The 18248-nt window shown below is 57.9% G+C and carries 14 protein-coding genes; 7 read left to right on the top strand and 7 right to left on the bottom strand.

Annotated features, from left to right (window positions below; genetic code table 11):
* Window positions 1-199 precede the first annotated feature (199 nt).
* Together J3U88_RS04185 and J3U88_RS04180 are read right to left on the bottom strand one after the other, a co-directional pair.
* Window positions 200-1588, bottom strand: coding sequence for a hypothetical protein (locus J3U88_RS04185; RefSeq protein WP_207857014.1), 1389 nt, complete (start codon window positions 1586-1588; stop codon window positions 200-202).
* A 196-nt stretch (window positions 1589-1784) separates the two neighbouring features.
* Window positions 1785-2936 carry an iron-containing alcohol dehydrogenase gene (locus J3U88_RS04180; RefSeq protein WP_207857012.1) on the bottom strand — a complete coding sequence of 384 codons (1152 nt, stop codon included), beginning with the start codon at window positions 2934-2936 and terminating at the stop codon, window positions 1785-1787.
* Window positions 2937-3417: 481 nt separating this feature from the next.
* Between J3U88_RS04180 and J3U88_RS04175 the strand changes: the two genes are divergently transcribed.
* Window positions 3418-3993: a sigma-70 family RNA polymerase sigma factor gene (locus J3U88_RS04175; RefSeq protein WP_207857010.1), complete on the top strand. Its 576-nt coding sequence runs from the start codon at window positions 3418-3420 to the stop codon at window positions 3991-3993.
* Window positions 3994-3998: 5 nt separating this feature from the next.
* Here J3U88_RS04175 and J3U88_RS04170 read toward each other — a convergent pair whose 3' ends face one another.
* Window positions 3999-5072, bottom strand: a complete 1074-nt coding sequence (locus tag J3U88_RS04170; RefSeq protein WP_207857008.1) for an NAD(P)/FAD-dependent oxidoreductase — start codon at window positions 5070-5072, stop codon at window positions 3999-4001.
* A gap of 505 nt (window positions 5073-5577) precedes the next feature.
* On the opposite strand from J3U88_RS04170, the gene J3U88_RS04165 reads away from it, so the two are divergent.
* From J3U88_RS04165 to J3U88_RS04155, 3 genes are read left to right on the top strand one after another with little or no spacing between them, the layout of a single operon-like run.
* Complete coding sequence (locus J3U88_RS04165) at window positions 5578-6306, top strand: rhomboid family intramembrane serine protease (RefSeq protein ID WP_207857006.1); 729 nt, start codon at window positions 5578-5580, stop codon at window positions 6304-6306.
* Between the two features lie 45 nt (window positions 6307-6351).
* Complete coding sequence (locus tag J3U88_RS04160) at window positions 6352-7323, top strand: metallophosphoesterase family protein (RefSeq protein ID WP_207857005.1); 972 nt, start codon at window positions 6352-6354, stop codon at window positions 7321-7323.
* Window positions 7320-7769, top strand: coding sequence for a YaiI/YqxD family protein (locus tag J3U88_RS04155; protein ID WP_207857004.1), 450 nt, complete (start codon window positions 7320-7322; stop codon window positions 7767-7769). Before J3U88_RS04160 ends, J3U88_RS04155 begins: the two co-directional genes overlap by 4 nt.
* A 105-nt stretch (window positions 7770-7874) precedes the next feature.
* Here J3U88_RS04155 and J3U88_RS04150 read toward each other — a convergent pair whose 3' ends face one another.
* From J3U88_RS04150 to J3U88_RS04140, 3 genes are all read right to left on the bottom strand, one after another.
* Window positions 7875-9500, bottom strand: a complete 1626-nt coding sequence (locus tag J3U88_RS04150) for a phytoene desaturase family protein (RefSeq protein ID WP_207857002.1) — start codon at window positions 9498-9500, stop codon at window positions 7875-7877.
* Between the two features lie 49 nt (window positions 9501-9549).
* Window positions 9550-10146, bottom strand: coding sequence for a TetR/AcrR family transcriptional regulator (locus tag J3U88_RS04145; protein ID WP_207857000.1), 597 nt, complete (start codon window positions 10144-10146; stop codon window positions 9550-9552).
* 351 nt (window positions 10147-10497) lie between these two features.
* A complete protein-coding gene (locus J3U88_RS04140) occupies window positions 10498-13077 on the bottom strand; it encodes a PQQ-dependent sugar dehydrogenase (RefSeq protein ID WP_207856998.1) in 2580 nt (859 codons plus the stop codon).
* 456 nt (window positions 13078-13533) lie between these two features.
* Between J3U88_RS04140 and J3U88_RS04135 the strand changes: the two genes are divergently transcribed.
* The 3 genes from J3U88_RS04135 to J3U88_RS04125 all read left to right on the top strand — a co-directional run bounded on the left by J3U88_RS04135 (window position 13534) and on the right by J3U88_RS04125 (window position 16982).
* The gene (locus J3U88_RS04135; RefSeq protein WP_207856996.1) at window positions 13534-15324 is read left to right on the top strand and encodes an ABC transporter transmembrane domain-containing protein; all 1791 of its coding nucleotides are present in this window, start codon (window positions 13534-13536) and stop codon (window positions 15322-15324) included.
* Between the two features lie 332 nt (window positions 15325-15656).
* A complete protein-coding gene (locus tag J3U88_RS04130) occupies window positions 15657-16139 on the top strand; it encodes a hypothetical protein (RefSeq protein ID WP_207856995.1) in 483 nt (160 codons plus the stop codon).
* 222 nt (window positions 16140-16361) lie between these two features.
* Window positions 16362-16982: a hypothetical protein gene (locus J3U88_RS04125; protein WP_207856994.1), complete on the top strand. Its 621-nt coding sequence runs from the start codon at window positions 16362-16364 to the stop codon at window positions 16980-16982.
* A 94-nt stretch (window positions 16983-17076) separates the two neighbouring features.
* Here the strand turns inward: J3U88_RS04125 and J3U88_RS04120 are convergent, their stop codons facing one another.
* Window positions 17077-18186, bottom strand: a complete 1110-nt coding sequence (locus J3U88_RS04120) for a HupE/UreJ family protein (protein WP_207856993.1) — start codon at window positions 18184-18186, stop codon at window positions 17077-17079.
* Window positions 18187-18248 lie beyond the last annotated feature (62 nt).

Here is an 18248-nt window from a genome sequence, read left to right as displayed (position 1 = left end):
CAACCCCACCGCTCACGGCATCCCCCAATACAACGACCTCGCCACCAACCCCACCGCCCACGGCATCCCCCAATACAACGACCTCGCCACCAACCCCACCGCCCACGGCATCCCCCAATACAACAATCTCGCCACCAACCCCACCGCCCACACCATGCCCCACACATCACCCCTACACTGTCGCGGGCAACGCACGTACTTACTCCCCGGCCTCCTTCAACGACAATTCACCGCCGCGTTGCTTGGCCACACTGAGTGCACCGCTTCCCTCCGTTGCCTCGGCCACGCTCAAAAGCCCGCCGTGGTCGTTGAGCAGGCCGTGTTTTTCCCGTAGCAGGTAACGCGTGCTTTCCAGGCGCTCGCGATTGAGACCGCGCGTTTTTACCATCCCGGATAACAGCGTCAAGGTCTCGCGAGAGCCGACCTTGGCCAGCACCTCTAGAGCGGTAACGTGATTGGCGCCCGCCCCGGCAACCCGCTCCACCAGAAAGGTACACACCTTCTCATCGCCATCATAGGCCGCCAAGGCTTCTAACACGGGTCGGGTGCGCGTTTCGTTGGGTTTGAGCGCGGCGTAATCCAGCAAGGTGTCGCGCGCCGCGACCCCGCGCAGCTCATCCAACAAGGCGAGCGCTTGGGGCGCCAAGACCGCGGTCCCCAAACCCATCGCACAGAGTTCTACCGCATCCTCGGGATCCAAAGCGCGGATCGCTTGAAACAGGGTTTCGGCAACCACCACCGGGCACGCCGGCATACAGGCGGCCAGCGCGCCCGCACGTTGATCCTCTGGGCCGGCCAAGGCCGCGAGAAAGGCACGGAAAAAGGGTGCCTCGTCAGCGGGGCTTTCGGCGAACAAGGACAAGGCTTCCGGGTACGCTTTGACAAAAAAATCGGCCTGGCGCGCACCACATTCGGGAACCGTTTCCGCCAGAATGGTTTCGGCCAAGCACTGTGCCGGCGGTTTTTCTTCGGCCAAGGCCGCAATGATGGGCACCAACTGTTCGAGCCGATGCACGGCCACATTGGAAAACAGAAAACGGAAACGGGCGGCCACGCGATGGAAGTAACCGGCGGTTTTGATATCGGTCAATTCGGCAAAAAGAGGCGCATCGGCATAGAGATAAAACCCCTTTTCATCCATTGAAAAAGAGCCCAACCCCAACAACCGGCGGCGCATCGGCACGTCAAAGAAGGCAATGGCGGCGGCATCCTCGGTGGTCAACGAGAAACGCCGGTCAAAGGCGGGATCGCCCAGCGGGAGTGCGTCCCAATCCGACGAACCGCGCGCGCGCGTGCTCAGATGGAAACGGAACGGCAACGGCTGTTGGAACCGCACCTCGATGCACTCCGGCGAACACAAAATCGCGTGGCCGCGCAACGGGCCTTCACGAGGCGCGACGGCACCTTCCGGCAGGGTCAAGCGGCGACGCAACCGTTGTAAAACCGGACGACGCCACAAACGTTGCCGACTCTCCAAGGCATGCTGGAACACCCAAAGGCCGCCGGCAAGGGTGGCCCCCAGCCAAGGCACACTCCAAAAAACGGTTGATAAAAATAAAAGTAGGACGACTTTGGCAAACCAATGCACCGATGTTCCTCCGAGCACGGAAGGTTTTGGGAACGCAATCGCGCCAAGACCCCGACCACCGAAAACAGCTCTGATCGAAAAAAGCCTGCCGGGATCGATTCGTTCACGGGGGAAAGCGCAAAGTCAGGCGTACAAGTGCCGGCATTTGCGCACATTTCTCACAAAAACCTCACCAACCAACGGATAACCCGTTGGTTCACGATGAAACGGTTAAACCGTTCAAGACAGCCAAGTAGTCGGCCGCCGCCATGGGACGCGGGTTGCTCGCATTGGAACCGTTGCGCTCGGCAAGCCCCGCGATGGTTTCATAGGCATCGGTCGGGATATGGAGCGAGGCGAAAGCGGGGATCTTTAACCGGGCCACCAAACCCTCAACGGCCTCGAGAAACGCGTCGTTACACGCTTCATCCGCCACATTGCAACCGATGACTTGGGCGGTTTTGTGCAGTCGATGTCCCAAATAAGCTTGCTGGTAACGCAAGGTCGGTGCCAGCAGGATGGCGTTAACGACACCATGAGGCGCATCGAACAAGGCGCCGATGGACTCGGACAAACAGTGAACCCCGGCAACATCGGCATTGCCGAACGCCATGCCCGCCAAACAAGACGCCTTGGCAATGTAAAAGCGGGCGGTTTCGTCGGACCCCTCCGAACGAACCAATGTTTCAAGATGCTCAAAAATGAGCGCGACAGCTTGCCTCGCCATCGCGTCGGAAATCGGGTTGGCGCAACGACCAACCAATGCTTCCACCGCGTGGGTCATGGCATCCATCGCGGTTGATGCGATGAGATGGGGCGGCAAGGTTGCCAGCAAATCGGGGTCTACCAGCGCGTAGGCCGGGAACATACCGCCGCCCTTGATGCTGACCTTCTCGCGCCGGGTTTCCTCGGTCAATACCGAAACCCAGGTGACCTCGGAACCCGTCCCGCAGGTGGTAGGCAACGCCAACAAAGGCAACGGGCTGGCCGGAAAAAGATCCAAACCGACAAAATCTAGCGCCTTGCCCTGATTGGTCGCCAACATGGCCGCGGCTTTGGCGGCGTCAATGGCACTGCCGCCACCGATCGCCAAGACCGCATCGGCGGAAGTCGACCACGCGGCTTCCGCGGCACGCTCCGCTTCCGAGGTACGCGGGTTGGCGGAAAAATCGGAAAAAAAAGCCAACTGAATCCCTTCATCGCTCAAAAGACGGCGCAAATCACCAAACCAGCATAAGCCTGTCAAATGGGGATCAACCACCACCAGCAGCCGTGACCACTGGTGCCGGGACATGATTTCCGGCAGGCGAAAACGACAACCCGACCCCATCACCACATGGGTCGGCATGCTGAAACCTATCTTGCCCACAACAACTCCATTTCCCTATTTCTCAATGACCCCTTGGCGGGAAGAAACGAAACCCAACCGCCTTCGGGTCGAAGCGATTCTTGAAACAACCATTAATATCTTGCTGGGTTTTAAGCATCATACACCACAAAGGGGCGAAACACGAGTCCTGGCAAAAAACGCTCAAGACAAACAGCTTAAACAACTATTTACAGCTACTTGGAAACTCTAGAAAGCCCATAACAACTTCCTGAAAATCACTTTTTCACAATTAATAAAAGGCTCTCTGAATTTTAAAACGGCCACTTATAAACCTTTTTCGAACCGATTTTTGTCTGTTTTGCGGTTAACTAAGTAGATACCTCGCATGATCCGTAATCCTCCTCCGCCTATGCCGCGTTTCGCGACGTCGCCGTTCCTCGGTCGACCCGCGCGGCCGGCCGCTTGCCAGAGACCCATGCCGACATTTGCCCGGCACCCGTACCATGAAAAAGGTTGTTCCATGAAGACCAAAGATTCAGAGGAAATTGAATATTTGATTCAGGCCTTCCGTCAAGGCGATCCCCAGGCCCGCGACGCCTTATTTGCCAAGATCACCCCACTCCTACGCGGCATGGTCCGCAAACGTTTTGCCGGCTTCCAGCGTGAAACCATGGCCTTACAAACAACGCTGATCATCAACGACATGTTGCTAGCCATCGAACAAAAGAAACACTTGCCGTGGAAAGACTGGGTTTCCCTCCAACGCTTCATTGGCAAAGTCCTCAACGATTACCAAATCGATAAACGGCGCAGAAAAGCCGCCAAACGGCGGGGCGGTCACATCCCGATCATCGGGTTGGATCGGCCGGAGGAAGTCCGCGAAGAAATGGACTCGGAGAAGAAGATGATGCTGGACCTGGCTCTTAAGAAGCTAAACAAATACCATCCGCGCGCCGCGAGGGTATTGGACCTCAAGGCCGGGCACGGCTTGAACAGTCAAAAAATTGCGGCCCGGTTGCACATCACGGAGTACGAGGTGCGCAAGTTGCTGGATTTCTGCCGTAAATGGCTGAATGATGAAATTTCACGCCAGTAACGGGTTTACCAGGGCCGCAACAACGGCAGCGCCGCCCGCAAGCCCAACTGCCAGGGTTGGTGGACGCCGTCGTGAAGCGCGAGGATCCGGTCAAAGGTGGTCGGCGCGCGCCCAAGCCGGGCCAACATAAGCCGGGTCCGCAGGCCGCCGCCGCGGAAGGCCAGAATCACCCGGGTAAAGTTCCGGACCGACCCAACCAAGGGCGCCATAGCCTGAAAATAGGCCCGTGCATCATGGAGATGGGTAACACAGGCCGCCCCGCCCGCCAGCGCGGCACTCATACCGGCGCCGCTAATGGGATCGAAGGTGTGTAAGGCATCCCCAACCAAATGGAAATCGGGCCGCGGCCCGGCAAACGAAGCGACGATGTGGCCGCGTGTGGCAAAGTGATCGACAGCCCCGTCGTATTCGGGGAATGCGCGCTGGAATTGGGTCATACACCAGGATTGGAGTTTTTTGCCGTGGGGGACGCGGTCCCCTTCCAGCAACATCGCCACGGAAATTGCGTCCGCGGCGACCGGGGTAATGTACATTTCACCGAAATCAAAAAACGAAACACGCACGCGCGGCGGGGCGGGCGCCTGCACGCGAAAACGAACCCCGAGGCGACGGCCCATGCGCACCCGGCGACCACAAGCACGGGCCAGCGGCGAATGAACCCCGTCGGCGGCAATGACTTGCGCAAAATCGGTTAAGTCCTCACGGGTAACTTTTCGGCCCTCGACCCGTTCGAAGGCATCGAAGGCGGCGCATCGCGCCCGAAAAAGGCGGTCGATCTCGAAGCGAGAAATGCCGATGCCATGCTCACCGTCGGCAAAGGAGCCGGCCACCCGACGCGTCCCCATGCGGTACTCAATACCGTGGAACGGCGCACCCAATTGGCGCAAAACAACCGCCAAGCCCAAGTCTTCGAGATGCTTGACCCCAAAAGGCAATACCCCTTCGCCACACACTTTGTCAATGGGACCGCGTTGTTTCTCAAATAAGGTAACGGCGTGCCCCGCCCGCAACAGGCGCAGGGCGACATTTAATCCGGCGATCCCGCCGCCCACCACGGCAATGGGTTGGGATGAGGTCATGGATGGCTCCTTGATTCGGTATTCTCGCAGGTTTCCGAGGGGTGGGCGCAACCAATTCGGGAACAAAAACGCCTTAACTGGAGGGAAAACCAAAAGGATCCCGGCAAGGGCATGCATCCTATACACGCACGGGGGAACCAAGTCGGTCGGTTTTCGTTAAACATGTTACCAACCCCGGGGAAGGCACCCAGGGCAGGATGTTCGGGTTGGCCGCACCCGTCGTGGACGCCTTCTCCGAAAGCATCCATCACCCCACTTGCCGGTGTGGTGTTAAGCCCTTAGCAGGGCTGAAGCGAGGGGTTTTAGCTAAAGATCTGAAGCGAAAAGGTTTGGAGAAAACGAACCGGGGTCGCGCACGACCGCAGCCTCCGGCCCAGAGCATTTTTACAGGCCGTTGCAACCCAGAGATTTAGCTAAAATCCCCGCAAGTTATCGCGCTTCTTAGGTAAGATGAAGCGACGCGGCGAACCAGCCGAACGGTCGCCGCAAAGGCCGCGGAGGATGTGTGACGGATAAGATACCTTATTTAAAACGAGAAGTGTGGGACGAGGATTACGCCGAGCGCGAGGTGGAAACCCGGCGGGCACGCGCCCACTGGAGCCAACGCAAGAATCGGGTGGTACCCGCGCTACTCGTCCTGAACCTTATCGTGTTTCTGGGTTGGCAGTTTTTTACCGCAACGCCCGCGGGCATCGGTTTCTTTTACAACAACTTCCTTATCAGTCCCCTCCACTTGGAAAACGGTTACTACTGGACCTTGCTCACCTCGGCTTTTTCTCACAACCAAATCATACACCTGGTCTTTAACATGATGGTGTTGGTCAGTTTCGGTAACTTGCTCGAGAAGTTTTACGGTCCCGTCGGCTTCCTGAAGCTTTACATCGGCGCAGCACTTTTTTCATCGCTGATGCACTGCGCCACCTCCGCGTTTTTGATGGACCGAATGGATGCCAACGCGCTGGGCGCGTCTGGCGCCTTAACCGCGGTCCTGATGGTTTTCGCGCGCATGTGGCCGAAACACAAAATCCTGCTGTTTGGGATCATTCCCGTCCCGGCCATGATCGCCGTCGTCGGTTTGGTCCTCCTCGACATTTGGGGTTTGATCGCACAAACCCGCGGCGGCGGTTTCCAAATCGGCCACTCCGCCCACCTGGGCGGCACCATCTTTGGTTTCGTCTATTTCCAAACCATTTTGGCCAAACGCATCGTCCGTGACGTAAACGAAACCCATTGATTGTTCCCGCCTAACGCAATCACCGAGCTGAAGAGGCCCCTCACCATGACCTTTGCCAAGGAACCCACCGGGAGCCTGTACGCGATTAGCGACATGCACCTTGATTTCAAGAAAAATATGGAAGCGCTGCACCAGTTGCCGATCTTTCCCGGCAGCCGCCTCATCACCGGCGGCGATCTGTGTACCAAACCCGAACACCTGCGCACCGCCCTCTCCATCCTCACCCAACGTTTCGACAGGGTGTATTGGGTACCGGGCAACCACGAGCTGTGGAGCAGCAAGAAACCGGAAAGCGAGGAATCGGCGCGCGGTGTCGACAAGTACCTGTGGTTGGTGGATATCTGCCGCGAATTCAACGTGCTCACCCCGGAAGACCCTTTCGACACTTGGCACGGCGTCGGCGGCCCCTGCACCATCGCCCCACTGTTCATTCCCTACGACTACAGTTTCATGGACGACCCCAACGCCGATTGGGCCGCGTGGAGCGAACAGGAACGGGTCGAAAAAGCCGTCGCCTGGGCCGTCGAAGACGGCATTCTGTGTTCGGACGAAAAGTTGATCAACACGACGCCCTACCGCGACATCGCCGAATGGTGCCGAGCCAGGGTGGGTTATTCCCATGATCGCCTGCGCGCCATTCCCCCCGACCGGCCCATCATCCTGGTCAACCACTTCCCGCTACGCGGCGATTTGGTGCGTTTGCGCCCGCAAATGCGGCGCTTCCGCATTTGGTGCGGCACCAACTTGACCGAACAATGGCACCGCGAATTCAACATCGCCTGCGCGATTAGCGGTCACCTGCACATTCGCGCCACCGACTACCGCGACGGCGTCCGTTTTGAAGAGGTTTCGCTGGGTTACCCTCGCGATTGGGAAGCAACCCAAGGCATCGGCGCCTACCTGCGGGTGATCCTGCCGGCGCCGGCCGAGCCGGAACAAACCAACCACCACACCGTTTTTCACAGACGCGGCAACCATCGCGCAGAACGCCTGCGCCGCGCCAAGGAAGTCACATGATTATTTGGGTCGACGCCGACGCCTGCCCACGCGCCGCCAAGGAACTGGTCTACGCGGCGGCACAACGCTTTAACATCGAGGCGCGTTTGGTGGCCAACACACCAATGAACCATCCCAAAAACGGGCACGTCTCGCTGGTGGTGGTCGGCAAAGCCTTCAACGAGGCCGACGACTACATCGCGGAAAACGTTGGTGCGGGCGATTTGGTCATCACGGCGGACATCCCCTTGGCGGACCGCATCGTCGACGCGGGCGCAACCGGCCTCGACCCGCGCGGCACGGTCTTCGACGAGGAAAACATCAAATCCAAACTGGCGATGCGCAATTTGCTGGCCGACCTGCGCGAGGGCGGCATGCTGGGCGGCGGCCCCCCACCCTACAACCAAAAAGACCGCCACAAGTTCCTAACCGCCATGGACCGCCATCTAACCAAAGCACTTAGCTAGCATCGCTCACAAGGAATCATCGCGAGAAGCTGAAAGCCTTGTGAGAAATACGGGCTAAAAAGATGGAGGGCGGCTTCCACATCGGGGCACCGCCTCAGCCGTAGGTTAGGCGAACATGCGAATGACGGCGGGGATGGTCGCCAACCGTTTGGGCAGCAACTTGAGCACGCCCGGGCCCAACACGGCGGCGCCGGCCATCAAACCACCGGTCAAGGCACCGGCCACGCCGGCCACAAAAACGTCCTGGCCACCGAGGTACAGGTTCTCAATCGGCGTTTTGGGACGCAGCCAAGACTGCTCAAAACGTTGCGGCACATGGTCCAAACCGTAGATTTCGCCCTGGCTGTAGTTGCAGAAGTGTTGCGTGGACAAGGGTGTCGACAATTCGAAGTAATCAATTTCGCCCTCAACTTGCGGCACTTGTTTGTAAAGTTCCCGCAACAAACGCGCGCTCAATTCGGCTTTGAGCTGCTCGTATTTTTCGCCACGACGCAGCCAGGGTTTGTCTTTCCATTCCTCGAACCACGCGTAGGGCGCCAGCGTCACCACTTCAATGGTGGATTTGCCGGGGAACCGGTTGTCCCAGTCGGGATCTTTGGCGGACGGGAAGGAAATGTAAACCAGGGGGAAGGGTTTTTGTTGGTCTTCCATGAACGCGGCCACATTGCGGTTGTGGTCCAAGCTCGGGAAGACCCATAGGTTGGTTTTGCCCAAACCCAATTCGGCGGCCGACTTTTTCAAACCGATGTACAGACACAGGTGCCCGCCTTGGATTTGTACGTTTTCCATGCGACGGGGAATGCCGTAGCGGGTCCGATGGCGCTCGTCCAACAAACGGCCATAGGTGTTGGGCACGCCCACGGTGCTGATGATGGTTTTGGCCTTGAGTTCGTCGCCGTTGGCCATGCGCACGCCGTACGCGCGGCCGTGTTTAACCAGGATTTCCGCTACCTCGGCGCGCACCATCACCCGACCGCCGCCGGCTTTGATGACGGGTTCAATGGTTTCGGCAATTCGCGCCGAACCGCCGACGGGATATCCGGCGCCGTTGGCGTAGTGGCCCGCGATCATGGCGTGAATGAAGAAGCTCGACTGCTCCGGCGGCAAACCACAGTCGCCCCACTGGGTGGCGAGAATACCTTTCAGGTTTTCGTCGGTGAACAGTTCATCCAACACCTCGGCGGTGGTGCGGTGGGCGTGGTCGGACGGCGTGGTCAGGTGAAGCGGGAGGAGCGCCGGCTTTAACAGGGTCGGCACCAGTTTCTTGGCAATGGCCAGCGGGGTGGCGTCTTTGACTTCCTTCAACATGTCGAAATACCGGCGGATCCCTTTTTCCTCGGCGGGAAATTTTTGGATCAAATCGTCGCGCAGTTGTTTGTAGCCGGTACGGAAATCGAACTGGTCACCATCCACAATCAAGCGATCATAGACATCGCCCATGGAGGCCCATTTCAGTTCGCCGTCGCTGATGTAGTCGAACATCTTGCGCACCAGGCTTTTTTCACGCATCACGTCGCCGATGTAGTGAACGCCGACGTCCCATTCGTAACCCTTGCGTTTGTAAGTGTGGGTAAAGCCGCCGGCGGTGGTGTGGCGCTCCAAGACAAGCACTTTCTTGCCTGCTTTGGTGAGGAGCGACGCCGCGGACAAGCCGCCAATCCCCGATCCAATGACGATCACATCGTAATGGTCGTCGCATTTTTCCCGTGCGTAGCGTTCTCCAATCGGCATGCTGTTCCTCCGCCGTCGCCGCCACCCCGGTTCGTTGCCTTGGGCACGGCTATTCTTTAATGATTCCGTCTTTAATCGTTGCTAAGGTCAATTCAAAACGCGCCGTGGCGGCGGCTTCATCGATAAAGTGCCCGGCAAGCTGCAAGCTGATCAAACCGTGGATGGTCCCCCACAGCATTTGCGCCACGTCCTTGGCGTCGTGCCGTCGGGCGAAGCCGGCGTCTTGGCAGCGAACGACGGCTTGTTCCAAAACACGGAACCCGGCGCCGCTTTGCTTGAGGCTCTCCTCGGGAATCGAAAACCCGTGCAGCGACCGGCTCATCATGAGCTCGTACACATCGGCGTTGGCCAAAACCGCCCGTCGGTAGGCACGGCCCAAATCCATGATGGTGGCGATGGGATCGGGGTCGGGCTCAACCCGTTCGAGTTCTTGCCGCAACTGATCGAAACCGTCCAAATAAAGCGCGTTAAGCAAACCTTGTTTGTTCTTGAAGTAGGTGTAGAGGACCATGGTCGAGGCGTTGAGGGACTGGGCCAATTTGCGCATCGATAAACCGTGAATCCCTTGTTCACGCAGCATCTCGGCGGCTTTTTTGAGAATAAGCTGCCGAAAAAAAGCAGGGTCCTGCTTGGGTGCTCGGGCCAAAGGATACCTCCAACGCTCCATAAAATAACACTGTTATTTTATCGAGACAAGTCATTTTTGCGGGGTTCTGTCGCACGGAACGACCGCATCCTTCTTTAAAACCTAAGAAGCGCGATAACTCGCGGTGATTTTAGCTAAACCTCTGGGCTACAACGGCCTGCAAAAATGCTCACCGCACCCAGAGGGTGCGCCTCCGCTTTTTCCAAACCATTTCGCTCCAAATCTTTAGCCAAAATCCCTCACTCTTATAGCGCCTCTTAGGTTAAAACAAAATCGCGGCCGGCCCACTTTTCTTTAGGAAATGCCGTCACAAAGTGGGTCGGCCGCGATCTTTAGGGAGCGAATCCGGGCTTACCGGATTCCCGCCGCGCAGTTTTGGTTGAAGAAAAGAACCAGGCTCAGCACATCTTGATCCGGCCAGTTCGGCAAGCGCGCAAAAAAGGCGTCCTCACAGGCAACCAACGGATTGAGCTGGCGGATCCAGTCGCGGATCAGCGCCTGTTCGTTGAGGTCCATGCTGTCGGAAGGCCGCATGCGGGTCCCGATTTGCGGTACCGCGCAATTAATTTTTTCGAATAAGTAACTGCGCTGCACCGAGCCCGCCGTGACCAACACCATCCCGTCCAGAATGGAACTTTCCTGGGAAACCAGATTGTCCAAACTGTTCTGGGCCAGGTTGAGGCCCGCGCTGTTGGTACTGGTCCCGTTGTGGCAACCGATACAGTTGTTGTTCCAAATCGGCTGGATGACGGAAGCGTAATCCACGGCGGGCGTTTCCGCGATACCGCTCAGATCGTCGCACCCGCTGCCGCCGGAAAACACGCCGATCAGAAAATCCAGACTGGTGAGCTGACCGACGGGCAGGGTTTGCTGCTGCTCCTGTGCCGCGTAAAGGTTGGTGTTGGTATCGGCAACAAGGTCGAAGAAAAAGGTCACGTTCCCCAAGCCGGTGGGGATCGGCATGTGGTAATAACCCAAGGGATCGGCGGTAAAACGGTGGTCGGTCCCGGTGGCGCCGCCGAAGGTTCGGTCCCGCCCGCCGGCAATGTCGATAAAATTGCCGGAGGAAATACGGGCCAAACCGATATCAGTAGTAACCCCGTTGCCGCGTCCGTCGGCAATGCGACCGGCCACCAAGGTATCGGAAAGGTAGAAGTTGAGATCGATGGTTCCCGGTGTACTGGTGAACAAGTCGCCATAACCAATGCGGGCGGGCTGCATGCCGTCGCCGGCGGGTCCACCGGCACCAACCACCACCGCGTCGCTCAGCAAGGAAACGGTTACCTGGGCATCGATCACACCACCGCCGGGAACGGCGAGGATGTTACCGGCGGAACCGGAGCCGCCCACAATCGGGGCCGGCGTCTCCCCATCGCTTTGCAGGAACGCCAATTCGGTGGCGGCGGCCAAGGGCTGTCCGGGCACGGAACGACCGTTGATAATTTGGCCGGCGAAACGCAGGGTCATTTGGCGGTAAGCCAGCACCTGATCCTCGGCGGTGTCGACCAAATCGCGGTCGGTGGTGACTTGCAGGGACACCGTGTAACGGCCGGGTTCGGTATAGGTGTGTTGCGGATCCTGTTGGGTCGAAATCGTGCCGTCACCGAAATCCCATCGCCAAGCCACAATCGACCCCGAATCCACCGTGGATTGATCGGTGAACTGGACCGTGAGCGGGGTGGTCCCGGTCGGCGGCGCGGGGTTGGTGGTAAACGCGGCCGCGGGCGGTGCGCCGGCGATAAACCGAATGCGGTTAATTTGGAAAAAGCCGCCCTCGGAAGAATCGCCGCCGGTGTTGGTCAAATAAAGCGAGCCGTCCGGGCCGAATTCCAAATCCACGCCAATCACACTGTCGGCAAACATACCGCCGGCATCGATGGGGATTTCCTCAATTTGATCCAGGTCGGCACCGGTCAAGCGCCAGCGAAATACCCCGAACTCACCGGGGAACCAGTTGGCGTTGTAAAGCACGGGGCCGTCCGGGGCGAAGGGGCCGCTGTCGGCGATGGCGATCCCAATTTGGGAAGGCGGCCGCGAGGTCATCACCCGGTGGTTGCTATCGGGTGGATTTTGGAATTCGTCACGGGAATCGGCATCGATGCTCCAGGCCCCGTTGGAACCCATGCGCACCCAGGAAAGGCGGTCCAGTACTTCCCCATTCTCGGAGCTGTAGAGCACATCTTCATTGGGCGGATTGGGATGGAAGGTAAACCGAAAGGGGTTGCGGAAGCCCACGGCCCAAATCCGCGAGGCGATGCTGTCCGCGTTGCCGTCGTAAAAGGGGTTGGTGGTGATGCCGAGCCCGTCGGCTTTGTTCACCCGCAAAATTTTGCCCACGTAGCGGTCGGTGCGCTGAACGTGGGGAATGCCGCCCGTTTCGCCCAAATCGGCGTCATCACCCAGCGCAATGTAAATGAATTCCGGTTGATTCGGATGGAACTCAATGTCGCCGCCTTTGTGAATGAAGTTTCCGCGCGGCAGGCCGGACAACAGCACCAGTTCGGAGCCGGGCACCATGGCGGTACCGGCGCTGTTGGCGGTAATCCGCGTGAGCCGCTGATCCGAGTTGGTGGTGTAAAACAGATAAATGAAGTTGTTGGTGGCAAAGTCAGGGTCGACCACCAAACCCAGCAAACCACTTTCCGCTTGGGTAAACACCTGTGAGCGCAGGTCGGCAAAGGTGGTGGGCGTTTGGTAGCCCCCCGCACCGTCGGGTTGCAGAATCAGCACGGCACCGCGTTTTTCGGCAACCACCATGGCGCCGTTGGGCAGCCAATCCAAACTGATCATGCCGTTGGGATTAAAAATCACTTCTTCAAATACGAAATTGTTGTCGGACATTTGCGCGCGCACAGCGGGCGCGGTCATCCATGCCGTAACCGCGAGGACAGCCCAAACCATTGGGCGCATCGGCCCCAAACTAGGTTTCATAAATCACTCCAACATTGCTCCAGAGGCGGATTTAAGGGATTCGATAAACATAAAAAACAGTTCATTCGAAATGCGTGAATTGAACGCTCACGGCATACGAGAACCGAAATCATGGCGAATACACGGTGTATCAAACAAGGCTACCCTACAGGAAAAACCCGTGAGCGCCAAGGCTTTGCGTTCACCTTGACCCACGATGCAGGCTTCATTGTCCAGACCGAGTCAACCTTCATCAATATTGTGAGGAAGCCGCGGCAATTCAGTGACGGTTGACGCACTATTCCCTTGGTTGGTGATGGGCCGGCGCGCCGAGTTTCCAACCTGACCCTAAAAAATGATGAGACCGGGCGACGATCTTGCAAACCAGACCACAAAACGACACGGAATCCAGGCTAGAATGGGTCCTTTCGTCGGAACCTGTCCGAGGTTTTCTTTTTCCAAGCCACTGGAGGCACCGTGTCACAACCCGCAACCGCGCCCCTGCGTCGCCTTTTGCGTTACACCACCCCCTGGCGCCTGCGCATTCAAGCGGCGTCCCTGTGTTCCTTTCTCAACAAACTCTTCGATCTGGCCCCACCGCTGTTAATCGGCGCCGCGGTCGATATCGTGGTGCAACGGGAAAACTCTTGGTTTGCAAACTGGGGTGTGGTCGCCCTTGAGGATCAACTGGCGCTGCTCACGTTTTTAACGGTGCTGATCTGGGGTTTGGAATCCATTTTTGAATACGCCTTTAAAGTGTTGTGGCGCAACCTCAGCCAAGATATCCAACACGCCGCCCGACTCGACGCCTGGGCCCATCTGCAGAAGCTGGAACTGGCCTATTTCGAACGAACCCATTCCGGGCGCATCATGGCGGTGCTCAACGACGACGTCAACCAACTGGAACGCTTTCTCGACGGCGGCGCCAACGAGCTGATTCAGGTCAGCACCACGGTGATCATCGTCGGCGCGATTTTCGTGGCGGCCTCACCCACCATCGCCCTTTCCGCGATGTTGCCGATGCCGCTGGTCATTTACGGCGCCTTTAAGTTCCAATCCCGCCTGGAACCGCTTTACGGCGAGGTGCGCGAACGGGTTTCCCGCCTCAGCAGCCACCTGGCCAACAGCCTGGGCGGCATCGCCACGGTCAAAAGTTACGTCTCGGAACAGTACGAAATCGAACAACTCGACCGTGAATCGCAACAGTACAAAATCGCCAACGCCGCCGCCATTCGCACCAGTTCGGCTTTTGTGCCGGTCATCCGCATGGTGATCCTGGTGGGTTTCTGCGGCACGCTGTACCTGGGCGGTAAAATGACCCTCGACGGGCAGCTCGACGTGGGCATCTACAGCGTGCTTATCTTCCTGACGCAACGCCTGTTGTGGCCGCTGACGCGCCTGGCGGAAACGGTCGATCAGTACCAACGCGCCATGGCGTCCACCCAACGCATCATGGATTTGCTCGACACGCCGGTCGGCATGGTTTCCGGCACCACGGCCCTCAAACTCCATCCCGGCGACGGCGCGGTGCGTTTCAAAGACGTGGGGTTCGCCTATACCGAGGGCCACCCGATCCTGCGTGATTTGAATTTCGCCATCGAAGCCAAACAAACCGTGGGCGTGGTCGGCGCCACCGGCTCGGGTAAATCGACCCTGGTCAAGCTGCTGCTGCGTTTTTACGACGTCACCGACGGCGCGATTTCCGTCGACGGCATCGATTTGCGCGACGCCGACCTAACCGATCTGCGCCGGAGCATCGGCCTCGTCAGCCAAGACGTTTTCCTGTTTGACGGCACCATCCGCGAAAACATCGCCTACGGCAGTTTTGACAAAAGCGACGCCGAAATCGAACAAGCGGCGCGTTTTGCCGAGGCCCACGAATTCATCACGCGCCTGCCCAACGGCTACGACACGCGCGTGGGCGAACGGGGCCAAAGATTGTCGGGCGGTCAACGGCAACGGCTCTCGATTGCGCGTTCCATTCTAAAGGACCCCGCGGTTCTGATTTTGGATGAAGCCACCTCCGCGGTGGACAACGAAACCGAAGCCGCCATCCAACGCAGTTTGGAACGGGTCGCCCACCAGCGCACGACGGTTGTCATCGCCCACCGCCTCTCGACGGTTCGCAACGCGGATCAAATCCTGGTGTTGGATCAAGGTCGTCTGGCCGAGCAGGGCACCCACGAAAACTTGTTGGCGCAAAACGGGGTCTACGCCAAGCTGTGGCACGTCCAAACCGGGGAACAAACCACGCATGATCCTTCTTGATCCCAAACGGCCATACCACCCGCAACAGCCACGCGGGTGGGTGTGACCGATTTTTGCCTGGCGTCGGCGCAAAAGCCGCTTGATTGCGCATACACTTTTTGAAGGACATGGTGGTGGCTCTGGTTGTCATCATTCCGCGCTGCCCAACCAACCGAAACGAAACGGCCCCTCACGGGAACGAAGCCAGGTTGTGGAAAAAGCGAACCAAGGCACATCAGAAATCCGTAAATGGGGGTTTCCCATCCCAACCCGCCGAGGCCGGCATCACAAAATGCGTCCTTATCTATGTGAGCGGAAGCGACGATACCCAAATAAAATCCGAGGTCTTAACCATGAGTGAAAATCCCTTTCAAGCACCCGATCAGCCGTTACCCAATCGCCGTCAAACGGACGACGCGCTTCAAAATCTGTCGAAAAAAGAACTCAAAAAATTAAATCAACAACATCGCAACGTCATTATCATGGAGTGGCTCATCGCCATCGGCGCCACGGTCATGCTCCTCGTCACGGTGCGCCTGCTCATGGACCAAGAAATGATTGGGGCCGGCCTTTCAAGCATCTTCACGCTCTGGCTGTTCGCGGTTTCCTTTCTTTCAATGAAGCGGCTACCAATCGGACGATACCTTGCCATTACCCACTTTTCGTTGATGATTCTTTCCTCGATCTTCCATTTGGTAACGGGCGCGGGCGGCTTGGGGGGGCTTGTCATTCCAATCGTCTTTCTCGCCGCCTATATTCAAGCCGCCCCTGTTTTTGAACGCGGCGCGCCCAACCGAAAAGAGGTTAAACTTGCGATCAGAAACAAGGACGAATGAACGGATTGACGCCCGAATGTGGCCGCCACAATCGATCTGCACGCCGACAAACCGGGCCGCCGTAGCGAGGACCGGAATATAAAATCATTGCCTCGGCCAAACCGATTGGCCGGCAGAGATGGCACGTTCAAAAGGGATCGCGCGCCGGATGGAATGGGCTGACGTGGTTAAACCAAATGGTTTTGCTACCTAGCCAATCCTATTCCATCCTAAGGAGCGCTAATGAATATAAATAGCTATCATGCGTCCACCACCCAACACCAAACCATGGGTTCCCTCGAAACGTCCACCTCAACCGAGGCAACGCTTCGCCTCGAACAGTTACAGGATGTGCGCAACTACCAAGCACCCACGGTCCAACACCCAACCAAGGAAACCCAGGAGAAATCCGATTTAACTCAGGAATCGCGCGGTCTCACCGATATGTCCCTGGATGAACTCAAAAAATTCAAGTTTCGCACCGGTTTGGTGACCTTAAGTGAACGGCTTACCGTCACCGCATCCGTGGTGACGGTGCTCCTCACGGCAATCATGGCCTTTGAAGGTGGCATCATGTGGGCCCTTTTATTAGCCGCGCTGTCAACCTGGTGGGGCGTGGTCGCGTTCCTCTCCATGAAACGTCGCCCCCTCGGCCGCACCATTGCCATCGTGCATTATGCCGCTATCGCCCTCGCGGCCCTCGGATCGATTCTTTTTGCGAACGGTTTTACGCTTATGATGATGATGCCCTTGCTCTTCCTGGGGGTTCACATCGAAGCCAAAAAGGTTTTCCAACCCAATGCACCCAGCAAAGCAGCACTTGCGGCCGAAATCAAAAAAAGGCAGAAAAGCCTTCAACAGTAGGTTTGTCACCTCAATTTTCACGTGAGCCCACACGCCAAAGGCCTCACGACCGCCCTGGAAAAGTAGGCGGCCGTGGAACCAGAAGAAACGGAACTTAGCCGATAAAGCGTTCGACGACCCAAAACAGGCCGATGCAGCCGATCAGCACGCTGGCGGGCCGAACCAGGTAGGGTTCGTAAAAAGCCTTGGCGCGCCACCAGCCGAACACGGCAAAGGCACCGACCAATACCGCGATCTGGCCCAGTTCGACGCCGATGTTGAAGGCGAACAGCGCCAGAACCAGTTGGCCCTCCGGCAATCCCAACTCGGTGAGCACACCCGCGAAACCCAGGCCGTGGAGCAAACCGAAGGCAAACACAACCAGGGTATGGCGCATGCGGTATTCACGACCCAGGGCGACCTCAATCGCCACGTAACAAATCGACAAGGCAATGAGGATTTCCACCGGGCGGCTGGGTAACTGCACGATACCGAGCACGCTCAAAGCCAGCGTCAGCGAGTGGGCCAGGGTGAAACCCGTGACCATGATCAGCAAGGGTTTGCGGCGGTTACACAGCAAAAACAGGCCCAGTACAAACAGAATGTGGTCGAGGCCCTTGGGCAAGATGTGGAGAAATCCGAGCACGGTGTACCGGCCGAACACCGTGGCCGCGCCTGGCGGTTTCAAGTCGCGGAAGGCCAGGGGTTCGGAGCGTGCGCCTTGGGGCAGGGGCACCACTTGCGCCTCGGCCGGGGCGTCGACGAAGATCAATTTAACCGCCGGGAAACTGCGCGAGGCAAAAAAGCTAAAGGTTTGGCTTTCCGCCGGGACGGTGCCCTCGAATCGAACCAGGGTGCCGAGGAAACTGGGTACCGCCGCTTCCGCTTCAACCTCGGCCGTTGCGAAGCGCGCCTCCGGGGCGAGCACCACGTTAAAAGGAACCGGTTGATCGTCGAAACGCACGCGGATGCGACGCTCGAAATGGCGCGTCAACCCGGCTTTTAATTCGGCCAGTTCCTCCGGCGTTTTGGCGCTGAGCGCGTCGTACAAGGCTTGGTCGTCGCTTTCCTGGGGCACACCCAAGGCCAAGGCGTCCAGGTCACAACGCATTTCGATTTGAAAGAATCCGTCGCGAAAGGCGACGTGGGTTTCGGTCAGGGTAAATGAATGCGCCCACAAGGGCAGGCTCAACAGCAGGCAAAAAACAGAAACAAGGATACGCATAGTCTTTCCTAACGAATAAGGACCACGTTCGCGCGAACACGAACGTGGTCCCTGTTGTATCA

Source organism: Acanthopleuribacter pedis, from assembly GCF_017377855.1.
GTDB lineage: Bacteria > Acidobacteriota > Holophagae > Acanthopleuribacterales > Acanthopleuribacteraceae > Acanthopleuribacter > Acanthopleuribacter pedis.
This window is presented reverse-complemented; position numbering and strand designations above follow the sequence as displayed.